Origin of the sequence: Mycobacterium sp. SMC-2 (assembly GCF_025263485.1) — a bacterium.
In the GTDB taxonomy this organism is placed as follows: domain Bacteria; phylum Actinomycetota; class Actinomycetes; order Mycobacteriales; family Mycobacteriaceae; genus Mycobacterium.
The window spans coordinates 5,253,044-5,278,598 of record NZ_CP079863.1 but is presented as its reverse complement, the minus strand read 5'-3'; the positions used below and the strand labels follow the sequence as shown (position 1 = coordinate 5,278,598).

Sequence of the window (25,555 nt, the reverse complement as noted above, 5' to 3'; positions counted from 1 at the left end):
TCTCCCCTATGCCGCCGACAAGCGTCTGCAGGTAACGGGGCGTGGCTCGTCAACCTAGTATTGGAACCGCAATGCAGGAAGGGGACAGTGTGACCGGGTCCATGGAGGAATCCGCCGTGGCGAGCGTGGCCGAGTGGCCCGAGGAGCTGGCGGCGGTGCTCACGGGCGCGGTCGACCAGGCCAGAGCCGCCGTCGTGGAGTTCAGCGGCGCGGAAACGGTCGGCGATTACCTGGGCGCCAGCTACGAGGATCCGACCGCGGCCACCCACCGGTTCCTGGCGCACCTGCCCGGTTACCAGGGCTGGCAATGGGCCGTCGTCGTCGCCGCGTACCCCGGCGCCGACCACGCCACCGTCAGCGAAGTGGTGCTGATTCCGGGCCCGACGGCCCTGCTCGCGCCGGAGTGGGTTCCGTGGGACCGGCGGGTGCGCCCCGGAGACTTGAGCCCCGGGGACCTGCTGGCGCCCGCCGCCGACGATCCGCGATTGGTCCCCGGCTACGTCGCCAGCGGTGACCCCGAGGTCGACGAGACCGCCGCCGAAATCGGGCTGGGCCGGCGCTGGGTGATGAGTGCCTGGGGCCGCGCGGAGGCCGCCGAGCGATGGCACACCGGCGAGCACGGTCCCGACTCGCCGATGGCGCGCTCCACAAAACGGGTGTGCCGTGACTGCGGATTCTTCCTGCCGTTGGCGGGGTCGCTCGGCACGATGTTCGGCGTCTGCGGAAACGAACTGTCGGCCGACGGGCAGATCGTCGACAAGCAGTACGGTTGCGGCGCGCATTCGGACACCCCGGCTCCGGCGGGCACCGGTTCGCCCGCGTACGAGCCATACGACGACGGCGTACTCGACGTCGTGGCGGCGCCGCCCGTGCCGCCCGAGCCGGCACAGGCCCCCGAGACTCCGCCGGAATCTTCGGAGCCGACGACTCCGCCGGAACCTTCGGAGTCGGCCGAGCCGCCCCAGGACGGCGAACCGGAGTTGTCGGCATCAGGGCCCGAGGCGCCGGAGCCGGAGCCCGAAGCGCCGGAGTCGGAGCCCGAGGCGGACTAGCCCTTCTCGGCGGCGGCCTTGATCTTGGCCAACGAGGCGTTCATGCCGTCGAGCAATTCCCGTTCGAAGTTGGTGGTCCCCCCGAACAGCGCGTTCACGGTCAAGTTGGAGACCGCTGTCACGCCGTTCTCGGCGTGGCGGCTTTCGATGACTCGCGTGCCCTCACCGGTCGGTTGCAGCTCGTAACTCCAGATCGTCCGGTTGGCGTCGACTCGGAACGCAAGCTTGGTCTCCGGGATGACCTCGACGACCGTGGACGTGGTCGGCCAGAACATTCGGTTACGACGATTGATATTGAGGGTGCGCATGCCCTGGCGCAGCGGGCCGAAGGTCTTCATCCAACGACATTGCGGGCTCCACTCCGGCATCCGCCGAAGGTCCGATATCAATCCCCACACCGTGGAAACCGGTGCGTTGATATCGATTTGCGCTTGCAGTAGTGGGGCTACCATCGATCCTCCCGGGTTCGTGATTGCGAAACTAGCCGTGGTCGAAATAGTTCTCGAGTCCCTCTTGTGCCCCTCGCGCGCCGCGGCGGGCCGCCACGAGTTGTGAGACGAAGATGGTCGTGCCGAGCGCCCCCACTCCCAGCCCGGCCAGCGTCAGCGGGCGCCAGCTCTGCAGGGACGGCACGAAGAAGGCGGCGGCCGCAGCGACCAGCCAGCCGAGCGCGCCAAGGGCGATGAACGGCCACGCGTTGAGCAGCGCGGGCGGCAGGGGCGGCGCCTCGCGCTTCGGGCCGGGTTCAACGGGCATCGCGACTAACATAGCGGCCCGCCGTACCGCCCACTTGCGCGGCCGGGTGCCCGAAATCGCCTGGCCTGCGCGGGTTAGTGCCCACCCAAGCGGCTCGGCGCTACCCGGCCCGCGCAGCGTTGAGGACCAAAGCCCATCGTTCGCCGGTTCGTGTCCCGCTTTCTTGAGGTTGCGTGTAACCTCGCGCCATGCCTGACAGCGATGCCCGGCTGGCCAGTGACCTGTCGCTGGCGGTCATGCGGCTGGCCCGCCAATTGCGGTTCCGCAACCCGTCATCGCCGGTGTCGTTGTCTCAGCTGTCGGCGCTGGCCACGCTGGCCAATGAGGGCCCGATGACGCCCGGCGCGCTGGCTATTCGCGAACGGGTCCGGCCGCCGTCGATGACCCGGGTGATTGCGTCGCTGGCCGAGATGGGCCTGGTGGACCGAGCCCCGCATCCGATCGACGGCCGGCAGGTGCTGGTCTCGGTTTCCGCGTCCGGCGCCGAGTTGGTCAAGGCGACCCGGCGTGCCCGTCAGGAGTGGCTGGCCAAGCGGCTGGCGACGCTGGACGACGCGCAACGTGACACTCTGCGCAACGCGGCTGACCTGATGGTGGCCCTGGTCGACGAAGGCCCGTGAGCGAGAAAACCGATGGCCCAAACGTTCAGGACGTTGACGATCCCGACGACCCGCGGCTCGACGATTTCCGCGACCTGAACAGCGTAGATCGTCGTCCCGATTTGCCGTCCGGCAAAGGCCTGGTGATCGCCGAAGGGGTGCTGGTCGTCCAGCGCATGCTCGCGTCCCGGTTCACCCCGCACGCCCTATTGGGGACCGAGCGCCGGCTCGCCGAGCTGGCAGACGACCTCGCGGGTAGCGGCGTGCCGTTCTACCGGACCTCCGCCGACGTCATGGCGCGAGTGGTGGGCTTTCACCTCAATCGTGGCGTGTTGGCCGCCGCCCGCAGGGTGCCGGAGCCGGGCGTGGCCGAGCTGGTCGAGCGCGCCCGGACCGTCGCGGTGCTCGAGGGCGTCAACGACCACGAGAACCTGGGCTCGATCTTTCGCAACGCCGCCGGATTGGGCGTGGACGCGGTGGTGTTCGGCAGCGGCTGCGCTGACCCGCTATACCGGCGCGCCGTCCGGGTCTCCATGGGCCACGCCTTGCTGGTCCCGTACGCACGAGCGACGGACTGGCCCGCCGAGCTGTTCACGCTGAAAGAGAACGGATTTCGGCTGCTGGCGATGACCCCGCAGGGCTCGGCCTGCGCGCTGCCGGAGGCCATGGCGGCGGTGCGCGGCGAACGCGTCGCGGTGCTGGTGGGCGCCGAGGGACCCGGGCTAACGCCGGCCACCCTGCGCTTGAGCGATGTGCGGGTGCGCATCCCGATGGCGCGCGGCACGGACTCCCTGAACGTCGCCACTGCGGCCGCTTTGGCGTTCTACGAGCGGGCTAGGCTCGGGCCGTGACCGACGATTCCGTGCCCTGGGCAACGGGTTTGACGGTTGCCGGGTTCGTCGCCGCAGTGACCGGGGCCGCGATCGTGGTGCTCAGTTTGGGGCTGATCCGGGTGCATCCACTGCTGGCGGTCGGGCTCAACATCGTCGCGGCCGGCGGGCTGGCGCCGACGCTCTGGGGTTGGCGGCACAAGTTGGTGCTGCGCTGGTTTTTGCTGGGCGCCGGAATCGGGGTTGCGGGAGCGTGGCTGACGCTGCTCGCGCTGACGGTGACGCGGTAGCGGCTAGCTATTGGCGATCGCAAGCGCGGCGTAGCCGGGCGCTGCGGGTCGCCACCGTCGGCCTATTGGCGATCGCAAGCGCGGCGTAGCCGGGCGCTGCGGGTCGCCACCGTCGGCCTAGCGCTGTCCGGCCGAGCGCACGCCGAGCAGCACATCCTCCCAAGCCGGGATGACCGGCTTGCCCCGTCGGGTGTGCACCGGCTGCTCTTGCGCAGCGGGCTCCTCTTGCGGAGCGGCGGCGGGCTTCACCGGCTCATCGAAGTCGACGTGGGACACCCGCGCGAGCGGCCGCAGCGGACGGTCGAAGTTCGGGTCGACCAGCTCCTTGGCCGCATCGTCGATAGCCGTGACGGTTCCGCCGTGCGCCCCGGGAGCAAAGCAGAAGTGCGCGATGTTGTCGGACCGGCCGGCCTTCCAGGCCAGTTGCACGGTCCAGCGGCTGTCCTCGTTGCGCCAGGCATCCCAGCTGAGCCTGTCGGGTTCCAGGCCACGCGTCACCAGGGCGGTGCTCACGGTTTCCAGCAGGGTGAGCACCGCGGGGCCGTCGGCGAGCACCGGATGCGCGGCCGTCGCCAGCTCTGCGGCCCGAGCACGTTCCAGCAACACCGGGTGCGCGAACCGGCGGACGCGCGCGACGTCGGAGCCCGACGCCGCGGCCACCTGCTCGACGGACGCGCCGGCCCGGATCTTGGCCTGAATCTCCTTGGGGCTCAACATGTTGGTGACCTGGATGTCGAGCTGTGGCTGTTCCAGCGGCACGAGGTCGCCGCGCACCGCGGCCTTCAGCTGATCGTCGACGGCGAGCCTGAACGGTTCCCCAGGATCGCCGGCCTCACAGATGATGTGTTTGCCCTCGGCATCGACCCCAACCATTTTGAGTTCCCGCATGGCTTCTCCTCGCAGGCTCCGTGCAGGTCGACGGACCCGTCTCGTGCGCACTCTAGTGCAGCTAACGCCCATAACCTGTGCTGACACGCTGGGCGGTTGCGCTTGGATTGCGAGGCGGTTACAGGCGCTCGACCACCCAGTCGACGCATTGCGTGAGGGCGCTGACGTCGTCGGGGTCAACCGCCGGGAACATCCCGACCCGCAACTGGTTGCGGCCGAGTTTGCGGTACGGCTCGACGTCGACGATGCCGTTCGCCCGCAAAACCTTCGCGACCGCCGCGGCGTCGACCTCGTCCGCGAAATCGACGGTGCCGACCACCTGAGACCGCAAGCCGGGGTCGGCGACGAACGGCGTGGTGTACGACCGCTCTTCAGCCCAGGAGTACAACCGCCGCGACGAATCGGCCGTGCGCTTGACGGCCCACTCGAGCCCGCCGTTGCCCAGCATCCAGTCGACCTGCTCGGCCATCAGCGCCAGGGTGCCGATCGCCGGGGTGTTGTATGTCTGGTTTTTCAGGCTGTTGTCCACCGCGATCGGCAGCGACAGGAAGTCGGGGACCCAGCGGCCGGAGCCGGCGATGGACTCGACCCGCGCCAACGCCGCCGGGCTCATGATGGCCAGCCACAGGCCGCCATCGCTGGCGAAATTCTTCTGCGGCGAGAAGTAGTAGGCATCGGTCTGGGTGATCTCGACCGGCAGGCCACCGGCGCCGGAGGTCGCGTCGATGACGACCAGGGCGTCGCCGGAGTCGGCGGGACGGCGGATGGGCACCGCCACCCCGGTCGACGTCTCGTTGTGCGCCCAGGCGATCACGTCGACCGAGGGGTCGCTCTGCGGCTCGGGCGCGCTGCCGGCATCCGCCTTGATGACGATGGGATCGCCGATGAACGGGTTCTTGGCGACCGCCGAGGCGAATTTCGAGCTGAACTCACCGAAGGACAGGTGCAGCGAGCGCTTGTCGATCAACCCGAACGCCGCCGCGTCCCAGAACGCCGTCGCGCCGCCGTTGCCCAGGATGACCTCGTAACCGTCTGGCACGGAGAACAGCTCGGCCAGCCCCGACCGGACCCGGCCCACCAGGTTCTTGACGGGCGCCTGCCGGTGCGACGTGCCGAACAGCGGTGCCGCGGTGGTCGTCAGCGCCTGCAACTGTTCGGGCCGGACCTTGGAAGGGCCGCATCCGAAGCGGCCGTCGCGGGGTTTGATGTCAGAGGGGACCTCGAGCTGATCAGCCATGCTCATCAGGTTAGTGAGCGGGCGTGACTGACGACGCAGCGGTCCGACTGCCGACGGCCCGGGCGGGCGCAAAGGGCCTGGTTGCGCGGCACGCGGTGCTGCACGCGCTGTGAGGCAGGGCACACTTAAACCCTGACCACCGGTCAGGTCACAGCCCCGCAAGGGGTCTAGAAGATATCCGGTACCTGCGGTACTGTCTGGACATAGCACGTCCAAATGTAAACCTCGTTGGGGAGGCTTGGATATGGCCAGGACACGACTGGTTCGGCGTTGGCGCCGCAACATGGAGGTGCGCGACGACGCCGAGTACGTCAACACGCTCGCCACGCTGTCCGAGGGGTCGGTGCGTCGAAACTTCAACCCGTACACCGACATCGATTGGGACTCACCCGAATTCGCCGTCACGGAGAATGACCCTCGGTGGATCCTGCCGACGACCGACCCGTTGGGGCGCCATCCCTGGTACCAGGCGCAGCCCGAAGAGCGCAAGATCAAGATCGGCATGTGGCGCCAGGCCAACGTCGCCAAGGTCGGGCTGCACTTCGAGTCGATCCTCATTCGCGGCCTGATGAACTACACGTTCTGGGTGCCGAACGGGTCCCCGGAATATCGGTACTGCCTGCACGAGTCGGTCGAAGAGTGCAATCACACGATGATGTTCCAGGAGATGGTCAACCGCGTCGGTGCCGACGTCCCGGGCATGCCCAGGATGCTCAAGTGGCTCTCGCCGCTGGTGCCGCTGGTAGCCGGCCCGCTGCCGGTGGCGTTCTTCATCGGGGTGCTCGCCGGCGAGGAGCCGATCGATCACACGCAGAAAAACGTTCTGCGCGAAGGTAAGTCGCTGCACCCGATCATGGAGCGGGTGATGGCCATTCACGTCGCCGAGGAAGCGCGGCACATCTCCTTCGCTCACGAGTTCTTGCGCAGGCGGGTGCCGCAATTGACGCGCCGTCAGCGATTCTGGACGGCGCTGTACCTGCCCCTGACGATGAAGGTTTTGTGCCGGGCGATCGTGGTGCCGCCCAAGGCGTTCTGGCAGGAGTTCGATATCCCGCGCGAGGTGAAAAAGGAGCTCTTCTTCCGGTCGCCGGAATCGCGAAAGTGGCTCAGCGACATGTTCGGTGACGTACGGATGCTCGCCCACGACACCGGGCTGATGGAGACGCGGTCCGCGCGGCTCATGTGGCGGCTCTGCAAGATCGACGGCAAGCCGTCGCGCTACCGTAGCGAGCCGCAGCGCCAGCACCTGGCCACCGCCCCGGCCGCATAGGGGCCGAACGGGTAATCGCCTATGCCGCACGTTATTACCCAGTCGTGCTGCAACGACGGGTCCTGTGTTTTCGCGTGCCCGGTGAACTGCATTCACCCCACGCCCGATGAGCCGGGCTTCGCCACATCGGAGATGCTCTACATCGATCCGGTGGCGTGCGTGGACTGCGGCGCGTGCGTGAGCGCCTGTCCCGTCGGCGCGATCGCTCCGGACACCCGGCTGGACATCAAGCAGCTGCCGTTCGTCGAGATCAACGCATCCTTCTACCCGGACCGGCCCGAGGGGAAGAAATTACCCCCGACGTCCAAGCTGGCCCCGGTGATCCCGGCCGCCCAGGTGCGTGCCCGGCGCCGGCCGCTGACCGTGGCCATCGTCGGCTCCGGGCCAGCGGCGATGTATGCCGCCGACGAACTGCTCACGCAGCATGGCGTGCGGGTCAACGTCTTTGAGAAGCTGCCCACGCCCTACGGGTTGGTGCGCGCCGGCGTGGCGCCCGATCACCAGAACACCAAAAGGGTCACCCGGTTGTTCGACCGAGTCGCCGGTGATCGCCGCTTCCGGTTCTACCTCAACGTCGAGGTCGGCCGGCACGTGAGTCACGCCGATCTGCTGGCTCACCATCACGCGGTGTTGTACGCCGTCGGCGCCCCCGACGACCGTCGCCTAAGGATCGAGGGCATGGGCCTACCGGGCACCGGAACCGCCACCGAACTGGTCGCGTGGATCAACGGGCACCCCGACTTCGCCGAGCTGCCAGTCGATCTCGGCCACGAGCGGGTGGTGATCGTCGGCAACGGGAACGTCGCCCTGGACGTGGCCCGGGTGCTCACGGCCGACCCGAACGACCTGGCCCGTACCGACATCTCCGATGGCGCACTGGCCGCGCTTCGCGCCTCCGCGGTCCGCGAAGTGGTGGTCGCCGCCCGGCGCGGCCCCGCCCAGTCTGCGTTCACCCTGCCCGAACTGATCGGACTCACCGGCTCGTCCGAGGTCGTGCTCAGCGCGGCCGACCACCAACTGGTGGCGGCCGACCTCGCGACCGTCACCGATCCCTTGGCGAAGCGCAAGCTGGAAATCCTGGCCAGCCTCGGCGACGACTCGGCGCAAAAAAACGTGCGTCCGCGAGTCAGGCTGACCTATCGGCTCACGCCGAACCGCGTCCTGGGGGACGGGCGCGCCACCGGCGTGGAGTTCGCGGTCACCGGCACCGACGAGTTGCACCGACTGGACGCGGGCCTGGTGCTGACGTCAATTGGCTATCGCGGCAAGCCGATTCGCGATCTGCCATTCGACGAGTCGGCGGCCGTCGTGCCCAACGACGGTGGCCGTGTGGTGGACCCCGACTCCGGGGCGCCGGTTAACGGAGCGTATGTCGCGGGCTGGATCAAACGCGGTCCGAGCGGGTTCATCGGCACGAACAAGTCGTGTTCCTTGCAGACCGTGCAGGCCCTGGTGGCCGATTTCAACGCCGGCAGGCTCAGCGACCCGGTGGCCTCACCGGGGGCGCTGGCCAAGCTGGTGCGGGCCCGGCAGCCCGACGCCGTCGATGCCCGCGGCTGGCGGGCGATCGACGCCGCCGAGATCGCCCGTGGCAGCGGCGACGGTCGGCCGCGGAACAAGTTCACCCGCGTCGCCGACATGCTCGCCGCCGCTGCCACCGCCGAGCCGGCGCCACCGCCGCGACGCGGGCTGCTGGACCGGCTGCTTGGCTGACCGGTAGTCGCCGAACGTCGAGTTGTTGGGTGGAACGTCCGCGTTCTGGCGTATCAAGCCGACGTTCGGCGCGGTCAGCGGGCGCGCTACATGGCAGACATCGCCGCCTGGATCTCCTCGTGGCCGACCTCGCGGACCGGCTGCCCCAACGACCAGTGGTGGCCGAACGGGTCGGCGACCACGCCGTAGCGGTCGCCCCAGAACTGATCGTCCAGCGCAGTGACCACGGTGGCGCCCGCGTCCAGCGCCCGCTGGAACTTGGCGTCGACGTCGGTGACCGTCAGGTGGATGGTGACCGGGGTGCCGCCCAACGACTTGGGCGTCATCGACTTGCCGCCACACATCTCGGGGAAGTCGTCGTTGAGCATGACCAGAAAGCCGTTGATGCGCACCGCGGCGTGGACGAGCTTTCCGTCTGGACGAGGCACACGCCCCAGCTCCTCGGCGCCGAAAGCCTTGACGTAGAAGTCAATCGCGGCGGCGGCGTCGTCCACCACCAGGTGCGGGGACAGTGCGGGTTCGATGTTGAGCGCCATTGTGTTCTCCTTGCTGTCGGTTCCCAGGCCGGCCCCCAACGGGCAGGCTCGCGAGTTATGACTGCGCCCGCGACGAAAACTCATCGCGGCGACACCCATTTAATCGCCGGGCACCGACAGCCGGGCCCGCTCAGGCGTGGGTGAAGACGCGGTCCCAACCTTGGACGGATTGCGGGCTGCGCGGCCCGGGTCCCACATAGATGGCCGACGGGCGCACCAGCTTGGCGAGCCGCTTCTGCTCGAGGATGTGCGCGCACCAGCCCGCGGTGCGCCCGCAGGTGAACATCGCCGGCATCATGTTGGCCGGCACCTGGGCAAAGTCCAAGATCACCGCCGCCCAGAACTCGACGTTGGTCTCGATCGCCCGGTCCGGGCGGCGCTCCCGCAGCTCGGCCAGGGCGGCCTGCTCCAGCGCGACCGCAACCTCGTGGCGGGGCGCACCCAACCGCTCGGCGGTCGCGCGCAGCACCCGTGCCCGCGGGTCCTCCGCGCGGTAGACCCGGTGCCCGAAGCCCATCAGCTTGTCGCCGCTGTCGAGGATCTTCTTGACCAGCCCGCGGGCGTCGCCGGTGCGCTCGACCTCTTCGATCATCGGCAGCACCCGCGCCGGCGCTCCGCCGTGCAGCGGCCCGCTCATCGCGCCGATCGCGCCGGACAATGCCGCCGCCACGTCGGCCCCGGTCGAGGCGATCACCCGCGCGGTGAACGTCGATGCGTTCATGCCGTGTTCGGCGGCCGACACCCAATAGGCGTCAATCGCCTCGACATGCCGTGGGTCCGGCTCACCCTGCCAACGCGTCATGAAACGGGCTGTGACCGTTGAGCATTCGTCGATGACCCGCTGCGGAACCGCGGGCTGATAGATGCCGCGCGCGGACTGCGCGACGTAGGAGAGCGCCATCACCGACGCCCGGGCCAGCTGGTCGCGGGCGGTGTCGTCGTCGGTATCGAGCAGGGGTCGATACCCCCAGATCGGGGCCAGCATCGCCAGGCCCGCCTGCACGTCGACGCGCACGTCGCCGGTGTGGATCGGCAGCGGGAACGGCTCGGCGGGCGGCAGTCCGTGGCCGAACTTGCCGTCGACTAGCAGGGCCCACACGTCGCCGAACGTGACCTGCTGATCCACCAGGTCTTGGATGTCGACGCCGCGGTAGCGCAGCGCTCCGCCGTCTTTATCCGGTTCGGCGATCTCGGTAGTGAAGGCGACGACGCCTTCGAGGCCGGGGACAAAGTTTTCGGGGACCACAGTCATACGAAAATTCTCGCACCCCACCTTCGGGTGGGCGCTACCGGCCGGTAGCAGGCCCCGGTAGCGTTGGCGCGATGGTAGGACCAGACTCCGAGCGCCTGCAAAGGATGCGCGTGGAATACGGATCGGTGGAAAAGGACGGCAGCCCCGATCTGGACGCGGATTGGCTGGACGACGGGTGGGTTGCCTTGTTGCGCAAATGGATCGCCGACGCCGAGCGGTCCGGCGTCGCCGAGCCGAACGCCATGGTGCTGGCCACCGTTGCCGACGGCAGGCCGGCGAGCCGCTCGGTCTTGTGCAAGAGCGTGGACGAGTGCGGGATCACATTTTTCACCAACTATGACTCGGCCAAGGGTGCCGATCTCGTGGCGACGCCGTACGCATCGGCGACATTTCCCTGGTACCAGCTGGGCCGGCAGGTCCACCTGCGCGGCCCGGTGAGCAAGGTCACCGCCGAGGAGACCGCGGACTACTGGTCCAAGCGGCCGCGCGGCTCGCAACTGGGCGCGTGGGCATCGCGTCAGTCCCGTCCGATCGCGTCGCGCGCGGCGCTGCTCGACCAGCTCGCAGAGGTGACCGCCCGCTTCGCCGGGCAGGAAGAGATTCCGGTGCCGCCGGGCTGGGGTGGCTATCTGCTCGCCCCCGAGTCGGTTGAATTCTGGCAGGGGCGGGAGAACCGGCTGCATAACCGGATCCGGGTCACCGGCGCTCACGTGGAGCGCCTCCAGCCCTAACCCGGGCCGGGCGTGCGGTGTGACGCGCGAGAGGCCACCTGACACGGATTGTCGCTGCGGCCTCCGCCGACCGACCCCGGGCAGGCACGCGAGCGCGACAACGACTACCTTCACCTATAAGCACCTAGTCAGGGCAGCCATACCAGCCAGAGCGCAAAGGGGTTCTCGTGGCCGACACCGACGACACCGCAACTCTGAAGTACCCGGGGGGCGAGATCGACCTGGAGATCGTTCGCGCCACCGAGGGTCCTGACGGGATTGCGCTCGGTTCCCTGTTGTCCAAAACGGGGCACACCACCTTCGACAACGGCTTCGTGAACACCGCCGCCTGCAAGAGCGCCATCACCTATATCGACGGCGACGCGGGGATTCTGCGTTACCGCGGTTACCCCATCGAGCAGCTCGCCGAGAAGTCGACCTTCATCGAGGTGAGCTACCTGCTGATCTACGGTGAGCTGCCGGACAAGAACCAGCTCGCGGAATTCACCAAGCGGATCCAGCTGCACACCATGCTGCACGAGGACCTGAAGCGCTTCTTCGACGGCTTCCCGCGTAATGCGCACCCCATGCCGGTGCTGTCCAGCGTCGTGAACGCGCTGAGCGCCTACTATCCCGACGCGCTCGACCCGATGGACAACAACCAGGTCGAACTGTCGACCATCCGGCTGCTCGCGAAATTGCCGACCATCGCCGCCTACGCCTACAAGAAGTCCGTCGGCCAGCCGTTCCTCTACCCGGACAATTCGCTGTCGTTGGTGGAGAACTTCCTGCGCATGACGTTCGGGCTGCCCGCAGAGCCCTACCAGGCCGACCCCGAGGTCGTGCGGGCCCTCGACATGCTGCTCATCCTGCACGCCGACCACGAGCAGAACTGCTCGACGTCGACGGTTCGGCTGGTCGGCTCGTCACGGGCCAACCTGTTCACCTCGATCTCCGGGGGCATCAACGCGCTGTGGGGGCCGCTGCACGGCGGCGCCAACCAGGCTGTGCTCGAGATGCTCGACCAGATCCGTGAAAGTGGCGACGACGTCAGCGAGTTCGTCCGCAAGGTGAAGAACCGCGAAGAGGGCGTCAAGCTGATGGGCTTCGGGCACCGCGTCTACAAGAACTACGACCCGCGCGCGCGAATCGTCAAGGAACAGGCCGACAAGATCCTGGCCAAGCTCGGCGGCGACCCGTTGCTGGACATCGCCAAGGAACTGGAAGAGGCGGCGCTGACCGACGACTACTTCATCGAGCGCAAGCTGTACCCGAACGTCGACTTCTACACCGGGCTGATCTACCGGGCCCTCGGCTTCCCGGTCCGGATGTTCACCGTGCTGTTCGCGCTGGGCCGGCTGCCGGGCTGGATCGCGCACTGGCGCGAGATGCACGACGAGGGTGACAGCAAGATCGGCCGTCCGCGCCAGATCTACACCGGCTACACCGAGCGCGACTACACGACCATCGACGCTCGCTAGCTCTCGCGGCAAGAAGCCAGCACCGCCATGGCGGCGTTGTGCCCGCCGATGCCCGAGACAGCACCGCCGCGGCGGGCGCCGGAGCCGCACAGCATGATCCGCTCGTGCGCGGTGGCCACCCCCCATTGCCGCGCCGGCGTGTCCAGCGGGTCGTCGTCGTCCGCGAACGGCCACGCCAAGCCGCCGTGGAAGATGTTGCCGGCAGTCATCCGCAGTGTGCGGTGCAAGTCCAGGGTGGTCGTCGTCTCGATGCACGGCCGGCCCTCCGCGTCGCTCATCAACACCTCCTGAATCGGCTCGGCCAGAACGGAATTCAGTGACGCCAGCACCGCCTCGGTCAGCCGGTCGCGCAGGGCGCCGGAGTAGGTGCCGTCGAACAGCGAGTGCGGGGTGTGCAGGCCGAACACCGTCATCGTGTGGGCACCGGACTCCCGCAGGTCGTCCGACAGGATGCTCGGGTCGGTCAACGAATGGCAATAAGCTTCGCAGGGAAGGGGATTCGGGATATGCCCGGCGGCCGCGCGCGAATACCCGCTGTCCAGTTGGGTCCAGGTCTCGTTCACATGCAAGGTCCCGGCGAAGGCCTGTTCGGGTGTGACGGCGTCGTCACGCAGCCGGGGCAGGCGCCGCAACACCATGTTCACCTTGACCTGCGCACCCTGGGCGGGGGCCGGCGGTCGTTCGCCGAGCAGGCCGGCCAGTACCGCCGGCGTGACGCCCGCGAGGACGAAGCGGGCCCGGATCAGGCGCTCGGCGTCGCCAGCGCGATACCGCACCAGGCCGTCCGGTTCGACGGCGTAAACCTCTGCGCCGGTGGTGATTTCGGCACCGTGGCCGACGGCGGCCGCCGCCAGGGCCTCGGTCAACGCGCCCATCCCGCCGACGGGAACGTCCCAGTCCCCGGTGCCGCCGCCGAGGACGTGATACAGGAAGCAGACATTCTGGATCAGCGACGGGTCGCCGAGGCGAGCGAACGTTCCGATCAGCGCGTCGGTCGCGATCACCCCGCGGACCACGTCGTTGCCGACGGCGGCGGTGATGGCATGCCCGATCGGCTCGTCGATCATCGCGTGCCACGCGGCCGCCGCTTCGCCGTTTTCCGCGACATGCCGGCGGGCCTGCTCGCGGGTGCGCAGCGGTTCCAGCAGCGTCGGCCACAGCCGCCGGGTGACCAGCCCGCAGCGTCGGTAAAAGGCGGCGAACCCGTCCTTGTCCTGGGCGGCGCCGATCGCGGCGAACGTGTCGCCGGCCGCCCCGATCAGCAGTCCGCGGCGGCCATCGGCGGCAGGGTCGGGCGTGTACGAGGAATGCCGCCGCCGGGCCAGCCGCACCGCGGCGCCCAGGTCGTCGACGATGCGGGGCGGCAGCAGGCTGACCAGGTAGGAGTACCGCGACAGCCGAACCCCGACGCCGTCGAACGCCTCAACCGAGACGGCGGCCCCGCCGACGTGTCGCAGCCGCTCCAGCAACCGCACCCGGAGGCCCGCCCGGGCGAGATACCCCGCCGCGACCAGGCCGTTGTGGCCGCCACCAATGACGACGGCGTCGACGTCTGCGGGGCGGCTCAGTTCAGGTAACCCTCGACCTCGTCGGGTGGACGCACCTCGGCCTCGCGCGGGTCACCGCCGGTGTCGCGCAGCGCACGACGCTGCCGCAGCAGGTCCCAACACTGGTCGAGCTCGACCTCCAGCCGGCGCAAGCGGTCATGCTCCTCCGATTCGGAGATGTCGCGCTGTTGCAGCTGCGCCCGCAGGGCTTTCTCCTCGGCGACCAGCTCACGGATGTGTGCCAGGGTTTCGTTGTCGGTCGGTTTCTTGCCGTTGGCCATCGCTCCAGTGTGCCCGACCCGGCAGGGGTCGAATCGAGTTGACCCTCGCGCTAATCGTCAACCGGGTCAAAAACCGTGCGCCATCAACGAATTCGGAGATGGCCATGACCGCGCCGCGGCGCAACAGCAGTTAGGTCGGGCCGGGGAGGCGGAGCACCAACCGCGCGCCGCCCAGCGGGCTGCTTTCCAGTGCGGCTGTCCCGCGGTGCAAGTGGGCCTGCTGGGCCACCAGCGCCAGCCCCAGCCCCGATCCGGAATGCGAGGCGGTCGACCCGCGGGAGAACCGCTCGAACACCACGTCGCGCTCGTCTTCGGGGACGCCGCTGCCGTTGTCGTCGATGGCGATCTCCACCCCGGCGCGCGAGCTGACCGCTGAGAGCTGGACGCGGGTGGCGCCGCCGTGCTTGACGGCATTGGCGATCGCGTTGTCCACCGCCAGGCGCAATCCGGCCGGCAGGCCGACGATGATGCAGGTCGGCGACGGCACCAGTGACACGTCGAGGTTGGGATAGATGCGCATCGCGTCGTGGGCGGCCCGGTCCAGCAGCTCGGTGATGTCGACCGGCACGTGGTCGTCGGAAGTCGACAGTTCGCCCTGGGCCAACCGCTCGAGCGCGCTCAAAGTGGCCTCGATCCGCGACTGGGTGCGAATGACGTCGCTCAACACCTCTTTGCGTTGGTCGTCGGACATGTCCAGGGTGGACAGCACCTCGAGGTTGGTGCGCATCGCGGTCAGGGGGGTGCGCAGCTCGTGCGACGACACGGCGGCGAAGTCGCGGGCCGACGCCAGTGCCTCCTTGGTCCGGTTCTGCTCGTTCCAGATCCGCTGCAGCATGCCGCGCATGGCCTCGGCGATCTCGACGGCCTCGGTGGCGCCGTGCACTTCGACCCGCGGTGCCTCGTCGCCCGCGTCGATCGAACGGGTCTGCTGCGCGAGCTGTTTGAAGGGCCGCACCGCGAACGCCGCCAGCAACCAGGCGAACACCGCCGCCGAGACGATGGCGAAGCCACAGATCAACAGCACCCGCCGGTGCAGGTTGTTGGTCTCGGCGATGGTCGCGTCATACGTCGCGCCCACGGCCAGCGACGTGGGCTCCGGCCCCGGAATCTCGACCGTCCGCACCCGATACCGCACGCCATTGACATAAACGTCGGCGTAGTCGACGTCCAACTTGGGCAGCGTCACGTCGGAATTCGACTTGACCAGGTCGTTACGCCGGATCGTCATGATGGCGTCGTTGTCGTTGGGGGAGCGCGGAATTTCGTCGAGACCGCGCGGCAGGAAAGGTATGGCGAAGCCCGCGGCCTCGTCGAGGCGGCGGTCCAGCCGCTCCTTGCGGTCGTTGGTGATGCCGACCCAGACGACGATGCCGACGATGAGGACGGGAATCGCCGCGCCGATGACCGTCGCAACCACGACCCGGGCGCGTAGCGATGGCGTACGGGTCAGGATGCGGGACAGGAAATTCATGGCCGCTCGCCGGGTTACTGCATGCGCAGGACGAACCCTACTCCGCGGACGGTGTGCAGCAGGCGAGGGCCGCCATGGGCCTCCAGCTTGCGGCGCAGGTAACCGATGAACACGTCGACGACGTTGGTGTCGGCGGCGAAGTCGTAACCCCACACCAGTTCCAACAGCTGCGCGCGCGACAACACCGCGGTCTTGTGCTCGGCCAGCACCGCCAGCAGGTCGAACTCACGCTTGGTCAGGTCGACGTCGACGCCATTGACCCGGGCGCGCCGGCCGGGGATGTCCACTTCCAGCGGGCCCACGGTGATGGTTTCCGAGGACGACGTGGCGGTCGCGCCGCGGCGGCGCAGCAGCGCCTTGACCCGCGCGACCAGCTCGGCCAGCACGAACGGTTTGACCAGGTAATCGTCGGCGCCGGCCTCGAGCCCGGCCACCCGGTCGTCGACCGAGCTGCGGGCGGACAGCACGCAGACCGGCACGTCGTTGTCCATCGCCCGGAGCGCCGTGACGACGCTGACGCCGTCCAGCACGGGCATGTTGATGTCCAGCACGATGGCGTCCGGCCGCGTCTCGGTGGCGCTGCGCAGGGCTTCGGCGCCGTCGACCGCAGTCGACACCTCGAATCCGGACAGGCGCAGGCCACGTTCCAGCGAGGCGAGCACGTCGGAGTCGTCGTCGACGACCAACACGCGAGGTGATGTCCCACCGGTGTCCATGCCGCCCATTGTGCCGGACTGTTGCCTACTGCTGGGGGAGGCCGGCGACCGGCACGGCGGCGTCGTCACCGAAGTGGCGGAGAATGGGCGCGAATGTCAGCCAGATGACCAGTGATCCCAGTGACAGCGCGCCGAGCATTGTGAACGCAGTGGGGAAGCCGAGGTGTTGGGCGACGACGCCGCCCAGCAGCGGGCTGAGTGCGCCGCCCAGGCCTTGTGCGGCCATAATGGCGCCCTGACCGACGTTGATGTGGCCGGTGCCGTCGAGTATGCGGGCCACCAGCCCTGGCACCGCGACCGACAGCATGCCCGCGCCGATCCCGTCGAGGATCTGCACCGGGATGACGCCCCAGGTCGTGATGAGGCCGGCGGCCAGCAGCCCGCGCACCGGCAGCGCGGTTAACGCGATCAGGATGGCCAGCCAATAGCCGCGGGTTTGGGCGATCCGCATCGCGGCCAGTGCGGCGACGACCATGACCGCCTGCGCGACGACGACGGTGCTGGCCACCGTGATAAACGGGTTGGCGTGGGTGGCGACCACGGCCAGCCCGTAGAGGGGCAGCATCGCCGCGTTTCCCAAATGAAACAGCACCATTGCCGCGGCCAACGCCAGCAACGGCCTCGATTCGAGCAGCACGCGCATCCTCTTGATCGGAGCCTGGCCCGTCGCGATGGCCTCGCCGCGCGCGACGTGATGGTCGATGCGGGCGGCGGGAATGGATAGCACCGCCATGGCGGTGATCACCGCGAACCCCGCGGCCAGCCAGAACACGCCGGCGTACCCGACCAGCCAGCCCAGCAGCCCGCCCGCGGCGGCGCCCACCATGTTGCCGGCGTGGTTGTAGGCCTGATTGCGGCCGTTTTGGGCGACAAAGCCGGCCTGCCGCGCCGCGCCAAGCGTGATGCCGATCACCGCAGGGGCGATCGTCGCCCCGGAAATGCACATGACGGCCTGGGCGGCCGCGACAACCCAGAAGTGCCGCGTCGTCAGGATCACCGCCGAGGCCACCACCGCGGCGAGTCCGGCTCCGATGACGCAGGCTCGCTTGCGGGTGGTTGCATCGACCAGCGCCCCCGCCGGAGCGACCGAGATCATGCCGACGATCGCCCCGAGCGTGATCACTAGGCCGATGGTGCCGGTGGGCCAGCCGCGGCTGGCGAGTAAGACTCCCAAGAATGGCCCCATGCCGGCCTCCATGTCGGCCATGAAGAAATTCACCGCCTGCAGTGCGGCCCGATCCCGGACAGGGATCCCCGGTGTCGTCCTGCTGCGGGTCGGCATGCCTTGATTTTTGCGGAGAACCGACGGCACCGCGCAACCCGGTGCGGCGGTGGGGGTTCCGGGCAGGCGGGGGCCGCAGACCGAATCCTCGTCCGGCCCCGGGCTGCGCACCTGCGAGACTTGCGGGGCGCCCCGGAATCCCCATAATTAGCACTCGGGGGGTGGGAAGTGCTAACGCCCGCGGGGGAGGGGTGAGGAGGAAACATCAATGCGCGGCACTGATTTCGTCTCACCGACCGATGTCGCCGATTCCGGCCGTTGCATGCGGATCGTGCTTGTCGCCCCGCCCTACTTCGATGTCCCGCCGACTGGCTACGGCGGTGTGGAGGCTGTTGTCGCCGACCTCGCCGACATGCTGGTCGCCAGGGAACACCACGTCACGTTGCTTGGCGCCGGCGAACACCGCACGGCGGCCAACTTTGTCCCGCTCTGGGATCGCGCGCTGCCCGACCGGTTGGGTGAGCCATATCCGGAAGTCATGCACGCGTTGAAGGTGCGCAGCACGATCGCCCGGATCGCCGCCGTCGACGGTGTCGACATCGTGCACGACCACACCTTCGCAGGTCCCATGAACGCGCCGGCCTACCACGCCCTCGGAGTGCCGACCGTCGTCACGGTGCACGGCCCCATCGACGACGATCTGTACCCCTACTACCGGGAACTCAGCGGCGATGTGGGTCTGGTCGCCATCAGCGACCGGCAGCGGGAGATTGCTCCCGACCTGAGTTGGGTTGGCCGCGTGCACAATGCGCTGCGGGTGGACGACTGGCCGTTCGAAACCGAAAAGCACGACTACGCCCTGTTCTTGGGTCGCTTCGCGCCGTACAAGGGCGCCCACCTAGCGCTTCAGGCGGCCCACGAGGCCGGGATTCCCCTCGTGCTCGCCGGCAAATGCAATGAGCCATCGGAGAAGGAATACTTCGAAGATTGCGTACGGCCGTTGCTTTTCGAAAGCGACCACGTGTTCGGCGAAGCCGACGCCATCAGCAAGCGAAAACTGTTGTCGCGAGCGCGTTGCCTGCTGTTCCCCGTCGTATGGGAGGAGCCGTTCGGAATTGTAATGATCGAAGCGATGGCCTGCGGTACGCCCGTCGTCGCGTTGCGGGGCGGGGCAGTACCGGAAGTGGTCGTCGACGGTGTGACGGGCGTGGTGTGTGACCGCGCGGAAGAGTTGCCCAGCGCGATCGACCGGGCGCGAACGCTCGATCCGCACGCGTGCCGACGCCACGTTGCCACCAATTTCGGTGTCGATCAGTTTGGTTCGGCGTACGAGCTGATCTACCGCGACATGCTGAACCACATGACAGAACCGCGTCGCTGTGCGCGGACCAAAGGCGGTGTCGAATCGCTCGGGCGCACCAGGCAAGCCCACGACTTCCGACGAAAGGTCACGGCGTGACCGTGCCGACGGCATTCAATTGCGGCGCTCCAGTCGCGATCGGCGCGGGCAGCGAAACCGTCACCCTTGTAGAGGGCGGGACTTTCTGTTTGTCGGATCGTCACGGTGACGTGCTGGTGGGCACGTCTCACGGGTTGTTCTTCCGTGATGCGCGCGTGCTGTCCCGCTGGGAGCTGCGAGTCGACGGCCAAGTCGCCGAGCCGTTGACCGTGGAGTCGACGGATGCGTTTGCCGCCCAATTTATTTCGCGCCGCCCTCCGCATTCTGGTGCGGACAGCACGCTGCTGGTGGTCCGCGAGCGGCTGGTGGCCGACGGATTACGGGAAACGATCTGGCTGCACAACATGGACAAGGAGAGCACGGTCGTGGCTCTCGAGCTGCAGGCCGACGCCGACTTCGCGGATCTGTTCGCGGTCAAGGAGGGACGCGCGCCGGTGGGGGGAGCGGAGAAGACGGTGGCGGGCGGGGAACTCGTGTTACGGAGCCGGGCGGACCAGGTGCGCGGCCTGACGGTGTCCGCCACCGGCGACCCGATCGTGCTACCCGGGTCGCTGAACTGGCGGGTGGTGGTGCCGCCCGGCGGGCGTTGGCAAACCGAGATCATGGTGCATCCGACATGGGCGAACCACAAAGTCCAGACTCGCTTGCCGCGCGGCGAAAACGTTCGGTCCAGCGCACCGGCCCGCAAGATCGAGGCCTGGCGTGACACCGCGACCACGATCGAAACCGACCATGCCGTATTGGCCCAGGTGCTGAGCCAAACCGAACGGGACTTGGGGGCGTTGCTGATTCACGACGCCGACGGTCGCGGTCGACCGTACGTCGCGGCGGGTGCGCCATGGTTCATGACGTTGTTCGGCAGGGACAGCCTGCTCACCGCGTGGATGGCTCTTCCGCTGGACGTCGGGCTCTCGATCGGTACTCTGCAGCGGCTCGCGGCGATGCAGGGACGGCGGGTTGATCCCCTCACGGAGGAAGAGCCCGGCCGCATCATGCACGAGATCCGGCGCGGCCCGGCCAGCGCCGACGTGCTGGGCGGCAGCGTCTATTACGGCACGGCCGACGCGACCCTGTTGTTTGTGATGCTGTTGGCCGAATGCTGGCGGTGGGGTGCCGAGGAAGCGGTCATACGACCGTTGCTGCCGGCGGCCGACGCAGCGCTGGCCTGGGTGGAACAGTACGGCGACCGCGATGGCGATTGCTTCGTGGAATACCGGCGGGCCACCGATCGGGGGCTAATCAACCAGGGCTGGAAGGACAGTTTCAACGGGATCAACGACGCCGCCGGTCGCCCCGGCGAACCACCGATCGCGCTGTGCGAAGTGCAAGGCTATGTGTACGCGGCCTTGCTGTCACGGGCCGAACTCGCCGACGCCTTAGGGGACCAGGGCCACGCGGCGCGGCTTCGCGAGCGCGCCGCGTTGCTGCGGGCTAAGTTCGCCGAGGCCTTCTGGCTGCCCGAAAAGGGTTGGTACGCGGTCGCGCTCGACGGATCTAAGCGCCCGCTCGACGCGTTGACGAGCAATGTCGGCCATTGTCTCTGGACCGGAATCGCGACGGAGGAGTACGCCGCCGCCGTCGTCGAGCGCCTGTCGGCACCCGAGATGGACTCCGGATTCGGATTGCGCACCCTGGCCACCACCATGGGCGCATACAACCCGATGAGCTACCACAACGGCTCGGTGTGGCCGCATGACACCGCCATCGCGGTGGCCGGCTTGCTGCGCTATCGTCACGTGCCCGGGGCGGCGTCGCTGGCGGAGCGTCTGGCGAACGGGCTCCTTGATGCCGCAACGGCTTTCGGCGGACGTCTGCCCGAGTTGTTCTGCGGCTTCCCCCGTTCCCAGTTCGCCTCGCCGGTGCCCTATCCCACCTCGTGCTCGCCGCAGGCATGGGCCAGTGCGGCGCCGCTGCTGCTGCTGCGGTCGTTTTTAGGGCTCGATCCGCACGTACCCAACCGCACCCTGTCGGTGTCACCGCAGTTGCCGGCCGCGTGGGGCAAGATCGTGTTGGCGAATCTACGGCTGGGCCGCACGACAGTGCACCTCGAAGCCGAGGGTGAGACTGTTCAGACCCACGGCCTGAGTGAGGACTGGCAGCTCGTGACGCCGTCGACGTAGCGCTGCGAATGTGGCAGACACTCGCGATTCACCGGCGGCCCAGACCGCTCAGCTGCACCGCCAGCTGCCGCCGCACGGCGGGAACCCGCGCGGCGAGGCGCATTCCCGAGTTGCGGATCGGCCGTAGCGGGCGCGGCAGGGTGGAGACCCGCGTCAGTCGCCCGGTCAGTTTCAGCACCTGCCCGGCCCGCCGGCGCTGGGCGGCGGCGTAGGCGTCCAGCGCGGAGTCGGGACCGCCGCTTAACACCTCGGTGAGCGCGCCGGCCAGTGAGATCGCATCGGTGATGCCGAGATTCATGCCCTGGCCACCCGCCGGGCTGTGCACGTGGGCGGCGTCGCCGGCGAGTAGCAGCCGGCCGGCCCGGTAGCTGTCGGCGACGCGGTGGTGGATGTGGAACCGCGTTCCCCACAGCAGCTCGGTGACCCGCAACTGGCCCGGCCCGAAGGCCCGCGCGTCCAGCAGACCCTGCACGAATTCCGCCGACGGCACCTTCGGTGCGTTCGCGACCGGAGCGACGATGCGGAAGATGTCGCCCGGCAGCGGCGCCAGCACGTTCAGGCCTTCCTTGGCGTAGAACAGGATCACCTCGTCATGCGGTGCCGCACCGGCCAGCCGGACGTCGGCGAGCGCGAATGACTCGGCGAATTCGCCTCCGGTGAAACCGATTCCGGCGTTCTCACGGACCGTGCTGTGCATACCGTCGGCCCCGACGGCATAGCGGGCCCGGATGGCCTCGCCGTCGTCGAAGGTGGCCGTGACGCCGTCGGCGTCCTGCGTGATGCGGTTCAGCGTTTTGGGGCGGACCACGTCACCGCCGAGCTCCTGCAGTCGCTCCAGCAGCAGCCGTTCGGTGTCGGCCTGCGACAGCATCAAGGTGTACGGATGCTTCGTCGGCAGCTCGCTGAAGTCGACGGGCACGAGGATGCGCCGGCCCTGCCGCATGGTGAACCGCGGGGCGATCAGCCCGGCCTTGACCATTCGCCGGGCGACGTCGAGTTCCTCGAGTACCTCGAGGGTGCGGGCGTTGACGGCGGCGGCACGGGTGGTGTTCTGCCCCTCACCCAGCCTGTCCACCACGACCGCCCGCACCCCTTTGGTGATCAGGGAGGCGCCCAGCGCGAGGCCGGTGGGTCCGGCCCCTACCACCAGAACATCGGTGTCGTTCACGGTCGGCTCCTCTCATTATTAGTCAACGCTTGTTGACATAACCTCATCCTCGCGCGCCGCTGCGGAGATGTCAACAGTTGTTGGCCTACAATTGTTGACATGAGGAGATCGTCGGACGAAACCAAGGCGGTGATCCTGACGGCCGCCTGCGAGCGGTTCGGCGCGGTGGGATTTCAGGGCGCGACGATTCGGGCCATCGCCGCCGACGCGGGGGTCGACCCCGCCATGGTCATGCGGTACTACGGCAGCAAGGACAAGCTGTTCGCGGCCGCGGCCGAGTTCGACTTGCGGTTTCCCGACTTCGCCGCGGCCGACTCGGCGCAGGTCGGGCGGTTGCTGGTTCGGCACTTTCTCGAACGCTGGGAGGCCGACGAGGCGCTGGTGATCCTGCTGCGGTCCAGCGCCACCAACGGCGAAGCGGCGCAACGGATGCAGGAGATTTTCGGGGCTCAATTACAACCGCTGGTCGCCACACTGGTGCCCGCCGGGGAATCCGGTGTGCGGGCCGGGCTGATCGCCACGCAGATCCTGGGTATGGCGTTGTGCCGCTTCGTCTTACGGCTGCCGCCGGTCGTCGAGATGAGCCGAGACGAGATTGTCGAATGGCTCGGCCCGACCATTCAGCGCTACCTCGGGCGGCCGGAGGCCTGACTCGCGAGACATAAACCATTGCGTTCCGCGGCGTGTCGTGTGCGTGGTTTATGTGTCGCGGCCGAGACGGTTTCCGGGCAATCCGATGCCGCGGTAGCGCCGCAGCCGGGTGGCCAGACGCTCGGCGGGCGGCGTCTCGCGCAGCGCGTGCACCTCGGCGGCGACTGCGCCCGAGAGCCGCCGGCAGAATTCGACCGGCTCGTCGGCGGCGTCGGGATGCTCCGGCACGATGGCGTCTACGATCCCGGACGCGAGCAGGTCGGCCGACCGGATGCCTTGCGCCGCAGCGAGTTCGGCGGCGTGCGCGGTGTCGCGGAAGACGATCGCGCTGGCGCCTTCCGGTGGGAGTGGCGCCAGCCAGCCGTGCAAGGCCGACAGGACGCGATCCGCGGGCACCATCGCCAGCGCCGGCCCGCCGCTGCCCTGGCCGAGCAGTACGGACACCGTCGGGGTGTCGAGGGTCACCAGCTCGGCCAGGCACTGGGCGATCTGGCCCGCCAGCCCGCCCTCTTCGGCCTCGGCCGACAGCGCAGGGCCGGCGGTGTCGATCACCAGCACCAGCGGTAGGCGCAACTCGGCGGCCAGCGCCATGCCGCGCCGGGCCTCACGCAGCGACGCGGGTCCCACCGTCCCGCCGGTCACCCGTTGCTGGCCAAGCACCACCACGGGCTGACCGGCGAAGCGGGCCAGCGCCAACAGGGTCGTCGCCGCCTCGCCCTGACCGGTGCCCGACAGCAGCACCCGATCGGTGGCGCCGTGGCGCAGCAGCAGCCCGACACCCGGCCGGTCGGGGCGGCGGGACGCCACCACCGACTCCCAGGCCGGCACGTCGGGTATCGGTTCGGGAGGCGAGGCCCCCGGTAGGGGCCGGGGCGGATCGGCGATGACGGTCAGCGCGCGGTCCAGCATCCGGCGCAGTTCACCGACCGCGACGACGCCGTCGATCACCCCGTGGCGCTGCAGGTTCTCCGCCGTCTGGATGCCTTCGGGGAACGGCTCGCCGTAGAGCAGCTGGTACACCCGGGGCCCGAGGAAGCCGATCAGTGCGCCCGGCTCGGCCACCGTGAGGTGGCCCAGCGATCCCCACGACGCGAACACCCCGCCGGTGGTCGGGTTGCGCAGGTAGACCAGGTAGGCCAGGTGCGCCTGCTTGTGCAGGCGCACCGCGGCGGCGATCTTCACCATTTGCAGGAAGGCGACCGTGCCCTCCTGCATCCGGGTGCCCCCGGAGCTCGGCGAGGCCAGCAGAGGTAGGCCCTCGGCGGTCGCCCGCTGCACCGCGGCGGTGATGCGCTCGGCGGCCGCCACCCCGATCGAGCCGCCGAGAAAGCCGAACTCGCAGACCACGACCGCCACCCGGCGCCCGAAGAGGCGGCCCTCGCCGGTCAGCACCGACTCGTCCAGGCCGGTGGCCGCCCGCGCGTCGGCCAGCTCTCGCGAATACGCCTCGCTGGCCGGCACCGCGAGCGGCTCGCTGTCCCAGCGGGCGAAGGAGCCCTCGTCCAGCACCGCGTCGCGCAGCTGAGCAGCCGTGATACGACTCACGACACGAGGCTATATAGGGTGGCTGCCATGATCGGTATTACCCAGGCCGAAGCCGTGCTGACCATTGAGCTGCAGCGGCCCGAGCGCCGCAATGCCCTCAATTCGGAGCTCGTTGAGGAGCTGCGCGAGGCCTTCCAGAAGGCGTGCGACGGGTCCGTGCGGGCCATCGTGCTCACGGGCCAGGGCACGGCGTTCTGTGCCGGCGCCGACCTGAGTGGTGACGCGTTCGCCGCCGACTACCCCGACCGGCTCATCGAGTTGCACAGGGTGATGGATACCACGCCGATCCCGGTGATCGGTGCCATCAACGGGCCCGCCATCGGTGCGGGCCTGCAGCTGGCCATGCAGTGCGATCTGCGGGTCGTCGCACCGGAGGCGTTCTTCCAGTTCCCGACATCGAAATACGGTCTGGCGCTTGATAATTGGAGCATCCGGCGGCTGGCGTCGCTGGTCGGTCACGGCCGGGCCCGCGCGATGCTGCTGGCGGCGGAGAAGCTGACCGCCGATGCGGCGCTGCAGACCGGAATGGCCAACCGCATCGGGACACTGGCCGACGCCCAGGCCTGGGCCGCCGAGATCGCGGGCCTGGCGCCGCTGGCCATTCAGCACGCCAAACGGGTGCTGAACGACGACGGCGCCATCGAGGAAGCCGGGCCGGTGCACAAGGAGCTCTTCGACAGGGCATGGGCGAGCCAGGACGTGATCGAAGCCCAGGTCGCCCGCATCGAAAAGCGACCTCCGAGGTTCCAGGGGGCCTGACC

At 68.7% G+C, this 25,555-nt stretch carries 24 protein-coding genes and 2 pseudogenes; 12 read left to right on the top strand and 14 right to left on the bottom strand.

All coding sequences use genetic code 11. From position 1 onward, the window contains the following. Positions 1–89: 89 nt before the first annotated feature. A pseudogene (locus tag KXD96_RS24730) lies at positions 90–866 on the top strand (DUF3027 domain-containing protein); the annotation flags it as partial. Positions 867–1,048: 182 nt separating this feature from the next. Here the strand turns inward: KXD96_RS24730 and KXD96_RS24725 are convergent. Then, positions 1,049–1,504 (bottom strand): SRPBCC family protein, encoded by a 456-nt coding sequence (locus KXD96_RS24725; protein WP_260741083.1) that lies wholly within the window; start codon positions 1,502–1,504, stop codon positions 1,049–1,051. A 28-nt stretch (positions 1,505–1,532) separates the two neighbouring features. Further along, positions 1,533–1,808: a DUF2530 domain-containing protein gene (locus KXD96_RS24720; RefSeq protein WP_260741082.1), complete on the bottom strand. Its 276-nt coding sequence runs from the start codon at positions 1,806–1,808 to the stop codon at positions 1,533–1,535. Between the two features lie 188 nt (positions 1,809–1,996). Here KXD96_RS24720 and KXD96_RS24715 point away from each other — a divergent pair, with 188 nt between their 5' ends. Genes KXD96_RS24715 through KXD96_RS24705 form a run of 3 tightly spaced genes read left to right on the top strand, consistent with a single transcriptional unit; the run spans position 1,997 to position 3,527 of the window. After that, the gene (locus KXD96_RS24715; protein WP_260741079.1) at positions 1,997–2,428 is read left to right on the top strand and encodes a MarR family transcriptional regulator; all 432 of its coding nucleotides are present in this window, start codon (positions 1,997–1,999) and stop codon (positions 2,426–2,428) included. Continuing rightward, positions 2,425–3,258: an RNA methyltransferase gene (locus KXD96_RS24710; RefSeq protein ID WP_260741077.1), complete on the top strand. Its 834-nt coding sequence runs from the start codon at positions 2,425–2,427 to the stop codon at positions 3,256–3,258. Before KXD96_RS24715 ends, KXD96_RS24710 begins: the two co-directional genes overlap by 4 nt. After that, positions 3,255–3,527, top strand: a complete 273-nt coding sequence (locus KXD96_RS24705; RefSeq protein WP_260741073.1) for a DUF2537 domain-containing protein — start codon at positions 3,255–3,257, stop codon at positions 3,525–3,527. The genes KXD96_RS24710 and KXD96_RS24705 overlap by 4 nt, the downstream gene beginning before the upstream one ends. Here KXD96_RS24705 and KXD96_RS28835 read toward each other — a convergent pair. The 3 genes and pseudogenes from KXD96_RS28835 to serC all read right to left on the bottom strand — a co-directional run. Further along, positions 3,467–3,605 (bottom strand): annotated as a pseudogene (locus KXD96_RS28835) (gamma-glutamyl-gamma-aminobutyrate hydrolase family protein); the annotation flags it as partial. The gene KXD96_RS24705 and the pseudogene KXD96_RS28835 sit on opposite strands and share 61 nt — an antisense overlap. A gap of 39 nt (positions 3,606–3,644) precedes the next feature. Then, positions 3,645–4,415 (bottom strand): septation protein SepH, encoded by a 771-nt coding sequence (gene sepH, locus KXD96_RS24700; protein ID WP_260741069.1) that lies wholly within the window; start codon positions 4,413–4,415, stop codon positions 3,645–3,647. Positions 4,416–4,533: 118 nt separating this feature from the next. Continuing rightward, positions 4,534–5,652 (bottom strand): phosphoserine transaminase, encoded by a 1,119-nt coding sequence (serC, locus tag KXD96_RS24695; RefSeq protein WP_260741063.1) that lies wholly within the window; start codon positions 5,650–5,652, stop codon positions 4,534–4,536. A 244-nt stretch (positions 5,653–5,896) separates the two neighbouring features. Here serC and KXD96_RS24690 point away from each other — a divergent pair, with 244 nt between their 5' ends. Beyond that, entirely contained in the window at positions 5,897–6,922 is a 1,026-nt protein-coding gene (locus tag KXD96_RS24690; RefSeq protein ID WP_260741058.1) for a diiron oxygenase, read from the top strand. Between the two features lie 21 nt (positions 6,923–6,943). Continuing rightward, a complete protein-coding gene (locus KXD96_RS24685) occupies positions 6,944–8,635 on the top strand; it encodes an FAD-dependent oxidoreductase (RefSeq protein WP_260741057.1) in 1,692 nt (563 codons plus the stop codon). Positions 8,636–8,721: 86 nt separating this feature from the next. On the opposite strand, the gene KXD96_RS24680 is transcribed toward KXD96_RS24685, so the two are convergent. Both KXD96_RS24680 and KXD96_RS24675 read right to left on the bottom strand, forming a co-directional pair. Further along, a complete protein-coding gene (locus KXD96_RS24680) occupies positions 8,722–9,171 on the bottom strand; it encodes a VOC family protein (RefSeq protein WP_260741054.1) in 450 nt (149 codons plus the stop codon). 130 nt (positions 9,172–9,301) lie between these two features. Beyond that, positions 9,302–10,423, bottom strand: coding sequence for a citrate synthase 2 (locus KXD96_RS24675; protein ID WP_260741051.1), 1,122 nt, complete (start codon positions 10,421–10,423; stop codon positions 9,302–9,304). A 71-nt stretch (positions 10,424–10,494) separates the two neighbouring features. Between KXD96_RS24675 and pdxH the strand changes: the two genes are divergently transcribed. Further along, entirely contained in the window at positions 10,495–11,154 is a 660-nt protein-coding gene (pdxH, locus tag KXD96_RS24670) for a pyridoxamine 5'-phosphate oxidase (RefSeq protein WP_260741047.1), read from the top strand. A 167-nt stretch (positions 11,155–11,321) separates the two neighbouring features. Further along, positions 11,322–12,614: a citrate synthase gene (locus tag KXD96_RS24665; RefSeq protein WP_260741043.1), complete on the top strand. Its 1,293-nt coding sequence runs from the start codon at positions 11,322–11,324 to the stop codon at positions 12,612–12,614. On the opposite strand, the gene KXD96_RS24660 is transcribed toward KXD96_RS24665, so the two are convergent. The 5 genes from KXD96_RS24660 to KXD96_RS24640 all read right to left on the bottom strand — a co-directional run bounded on the left by KXD96_RS24660 (position 12,611) and on the right by KXD96_RS24640 (position 17,911). Further along, positions 12,611–14,182 carry an NAD(P)/FAD-dependent oxidoreductase gene (locus tag KXD96_RS24660; RefSeq protein WP_260745540.1) on the bottom strand — a complete coding sequence of 524 codons (1,572 nt, stop codon included), beginning with the start codon at positions 14,180–14,182 and terminating at the stop codon, positions 12,611–12,613. The genes KXD96_RS24665 and KXD96_RS24660 overlap by 4 nt on opposite strands. Further along, on the bottom strand, positions 14,179–14,442 hold the full coding sequence (locus KXD96_RS24655; RefSeq protein WP_260741042.1) for a DUF2630 family protein: 264 nt from the start codon (positions 14,440–14,442) through the stop codon (positions 14,179–14,181). Before KXD96_RS24655 ends, KXD96_RS24660 begins: the two co-directional genes overlap by 4 nt. 130 nt (positions 14,443–14,572) lie before the next feature. Further along, on the bottom strand, positions 14,573–15,913 hold the full coding sequence (locus KXD96_RS24650) for a HAMP domain-containing sensor histidine kinase (RefSeq protein WP_260741039.1): 1,341 nt from the start codon (positions 15,911–15,913) through the stop codon (positions 14,573–14,575). A gap of 14 nt (positions 15,914–15,927) precedes the next feature. Beyond that, positions 15,928–16,638, bottom strand: a complete 711-nt coding sequence (gene prrA / locus KXD96_RS24645; protein ID WP_260741037.1) for a two-component system response regulator PrrA — start codon at positions 16,636–16,638, stop codon at positions 15,928–15,930. Between the two features lie 16 nt (positions 16,639–16,654). Then, a complete protein-coding gene (locus KXD96_RS24640) occupies positions 16,655–17,911 on the bottom strand; it encodes an MFS transporter (protein ID WP_260741035.1) in 1,257 nt (418 codons plus the stop codon). Positions 17,912–18,119: 208 nt separating this feature from the next. Between KXD96_RS24640 and KXD96_RS24635 the strand changes: the two genes are divergently transcribed. After that, positions 18,120–19,310, top strand: coding sequence for a glycosyltransferase family 4 protein (locus KXD96_RS24635; RefSeq protein ID WP_260741034.1), 1,191 nt, complete (start codon positions 18,120–18,122; stop codon positions 19,308–19,310). Beyond that, positions 19,307–21,430, top strand: a complete 2,124-nt coding sequence (locus tag KXD96_RS24630) for a glycogen debranching N-terminal domain-containing protein (protein WP_260741031.1) — start codon at positions 19,307–19,309, stop codon at positions 21,428–21,430. Before KXD96_RS24635 ends, KXD96_RS24630 begins: the two co-directional genes overlap by 4 nt. A 28-nt stretch (positions 21,431–21,458) precedes the next feature. Here KXD96_RS24630 and KXD96_RS24625 read toward each other — a convergent pair whose 3' ends face one another. Further along, entirely contained in the window at positions 21,459–22,598 is a 1,140-nt protein-coding gene (locus tag KXD96_RS24625; RefSeq protein WP_260741029.1) for an FAD-dependent monooxygenase, read from the bottom strand. A gap of 99 nt (positions 22,599–22,697) precedes the next feature. Here KXD96_RS24625 and KXD96_RS24620 point away from each other — a divergent pair, with 99 nt between their 5' ends. Next, positions 22,698–23,249, top strand: a complete 552-nt coding sequence (locus KXD96_RS24620; protein WP_260741028.1) for a TetR/AcrR family transcriptional regulator — start codon at positions 22,698–22,700, stop codon at positions 23,247–23,249. 48 nt (positions 23,250–23,297) lie between these two features. Here KXD96_RS24620 and KXD96_RS24615 read toward each other — a convergent pair whose 3' ends face one another. Beyond that, on the bottom strand, positions 23,298–24,794 hold the full coding sequence (locus tag KXD96_RS24615) for a carboxyl transferase domain-containing protein (protein WP_260741023.1): 1,497 nt from the start codon (positions 24,792–24,794) through the stop codon (positions 23,298–23,300). Between the two features lie 27 nt (positions 24,795–24,821). On the opposite strand from KXD96_RS24615, the gene KXD96_RS24610 reads away from it, so the two are divergent. After that, positions 24,822–25,553 carry an enoyl-CoA hydratase gene (locus tag KXD96_RS24610; protein ID WP_260741022.1) on the top strand — a complete coding sequence of 244 codons (732 nt, stop codon included), beginning with the start codon at positions 24,822–24,824 and terminating at the stop codon, positions 25,551–25,553. Positions 25,554–25,555 lie beyond the last annotated feature (2 nt).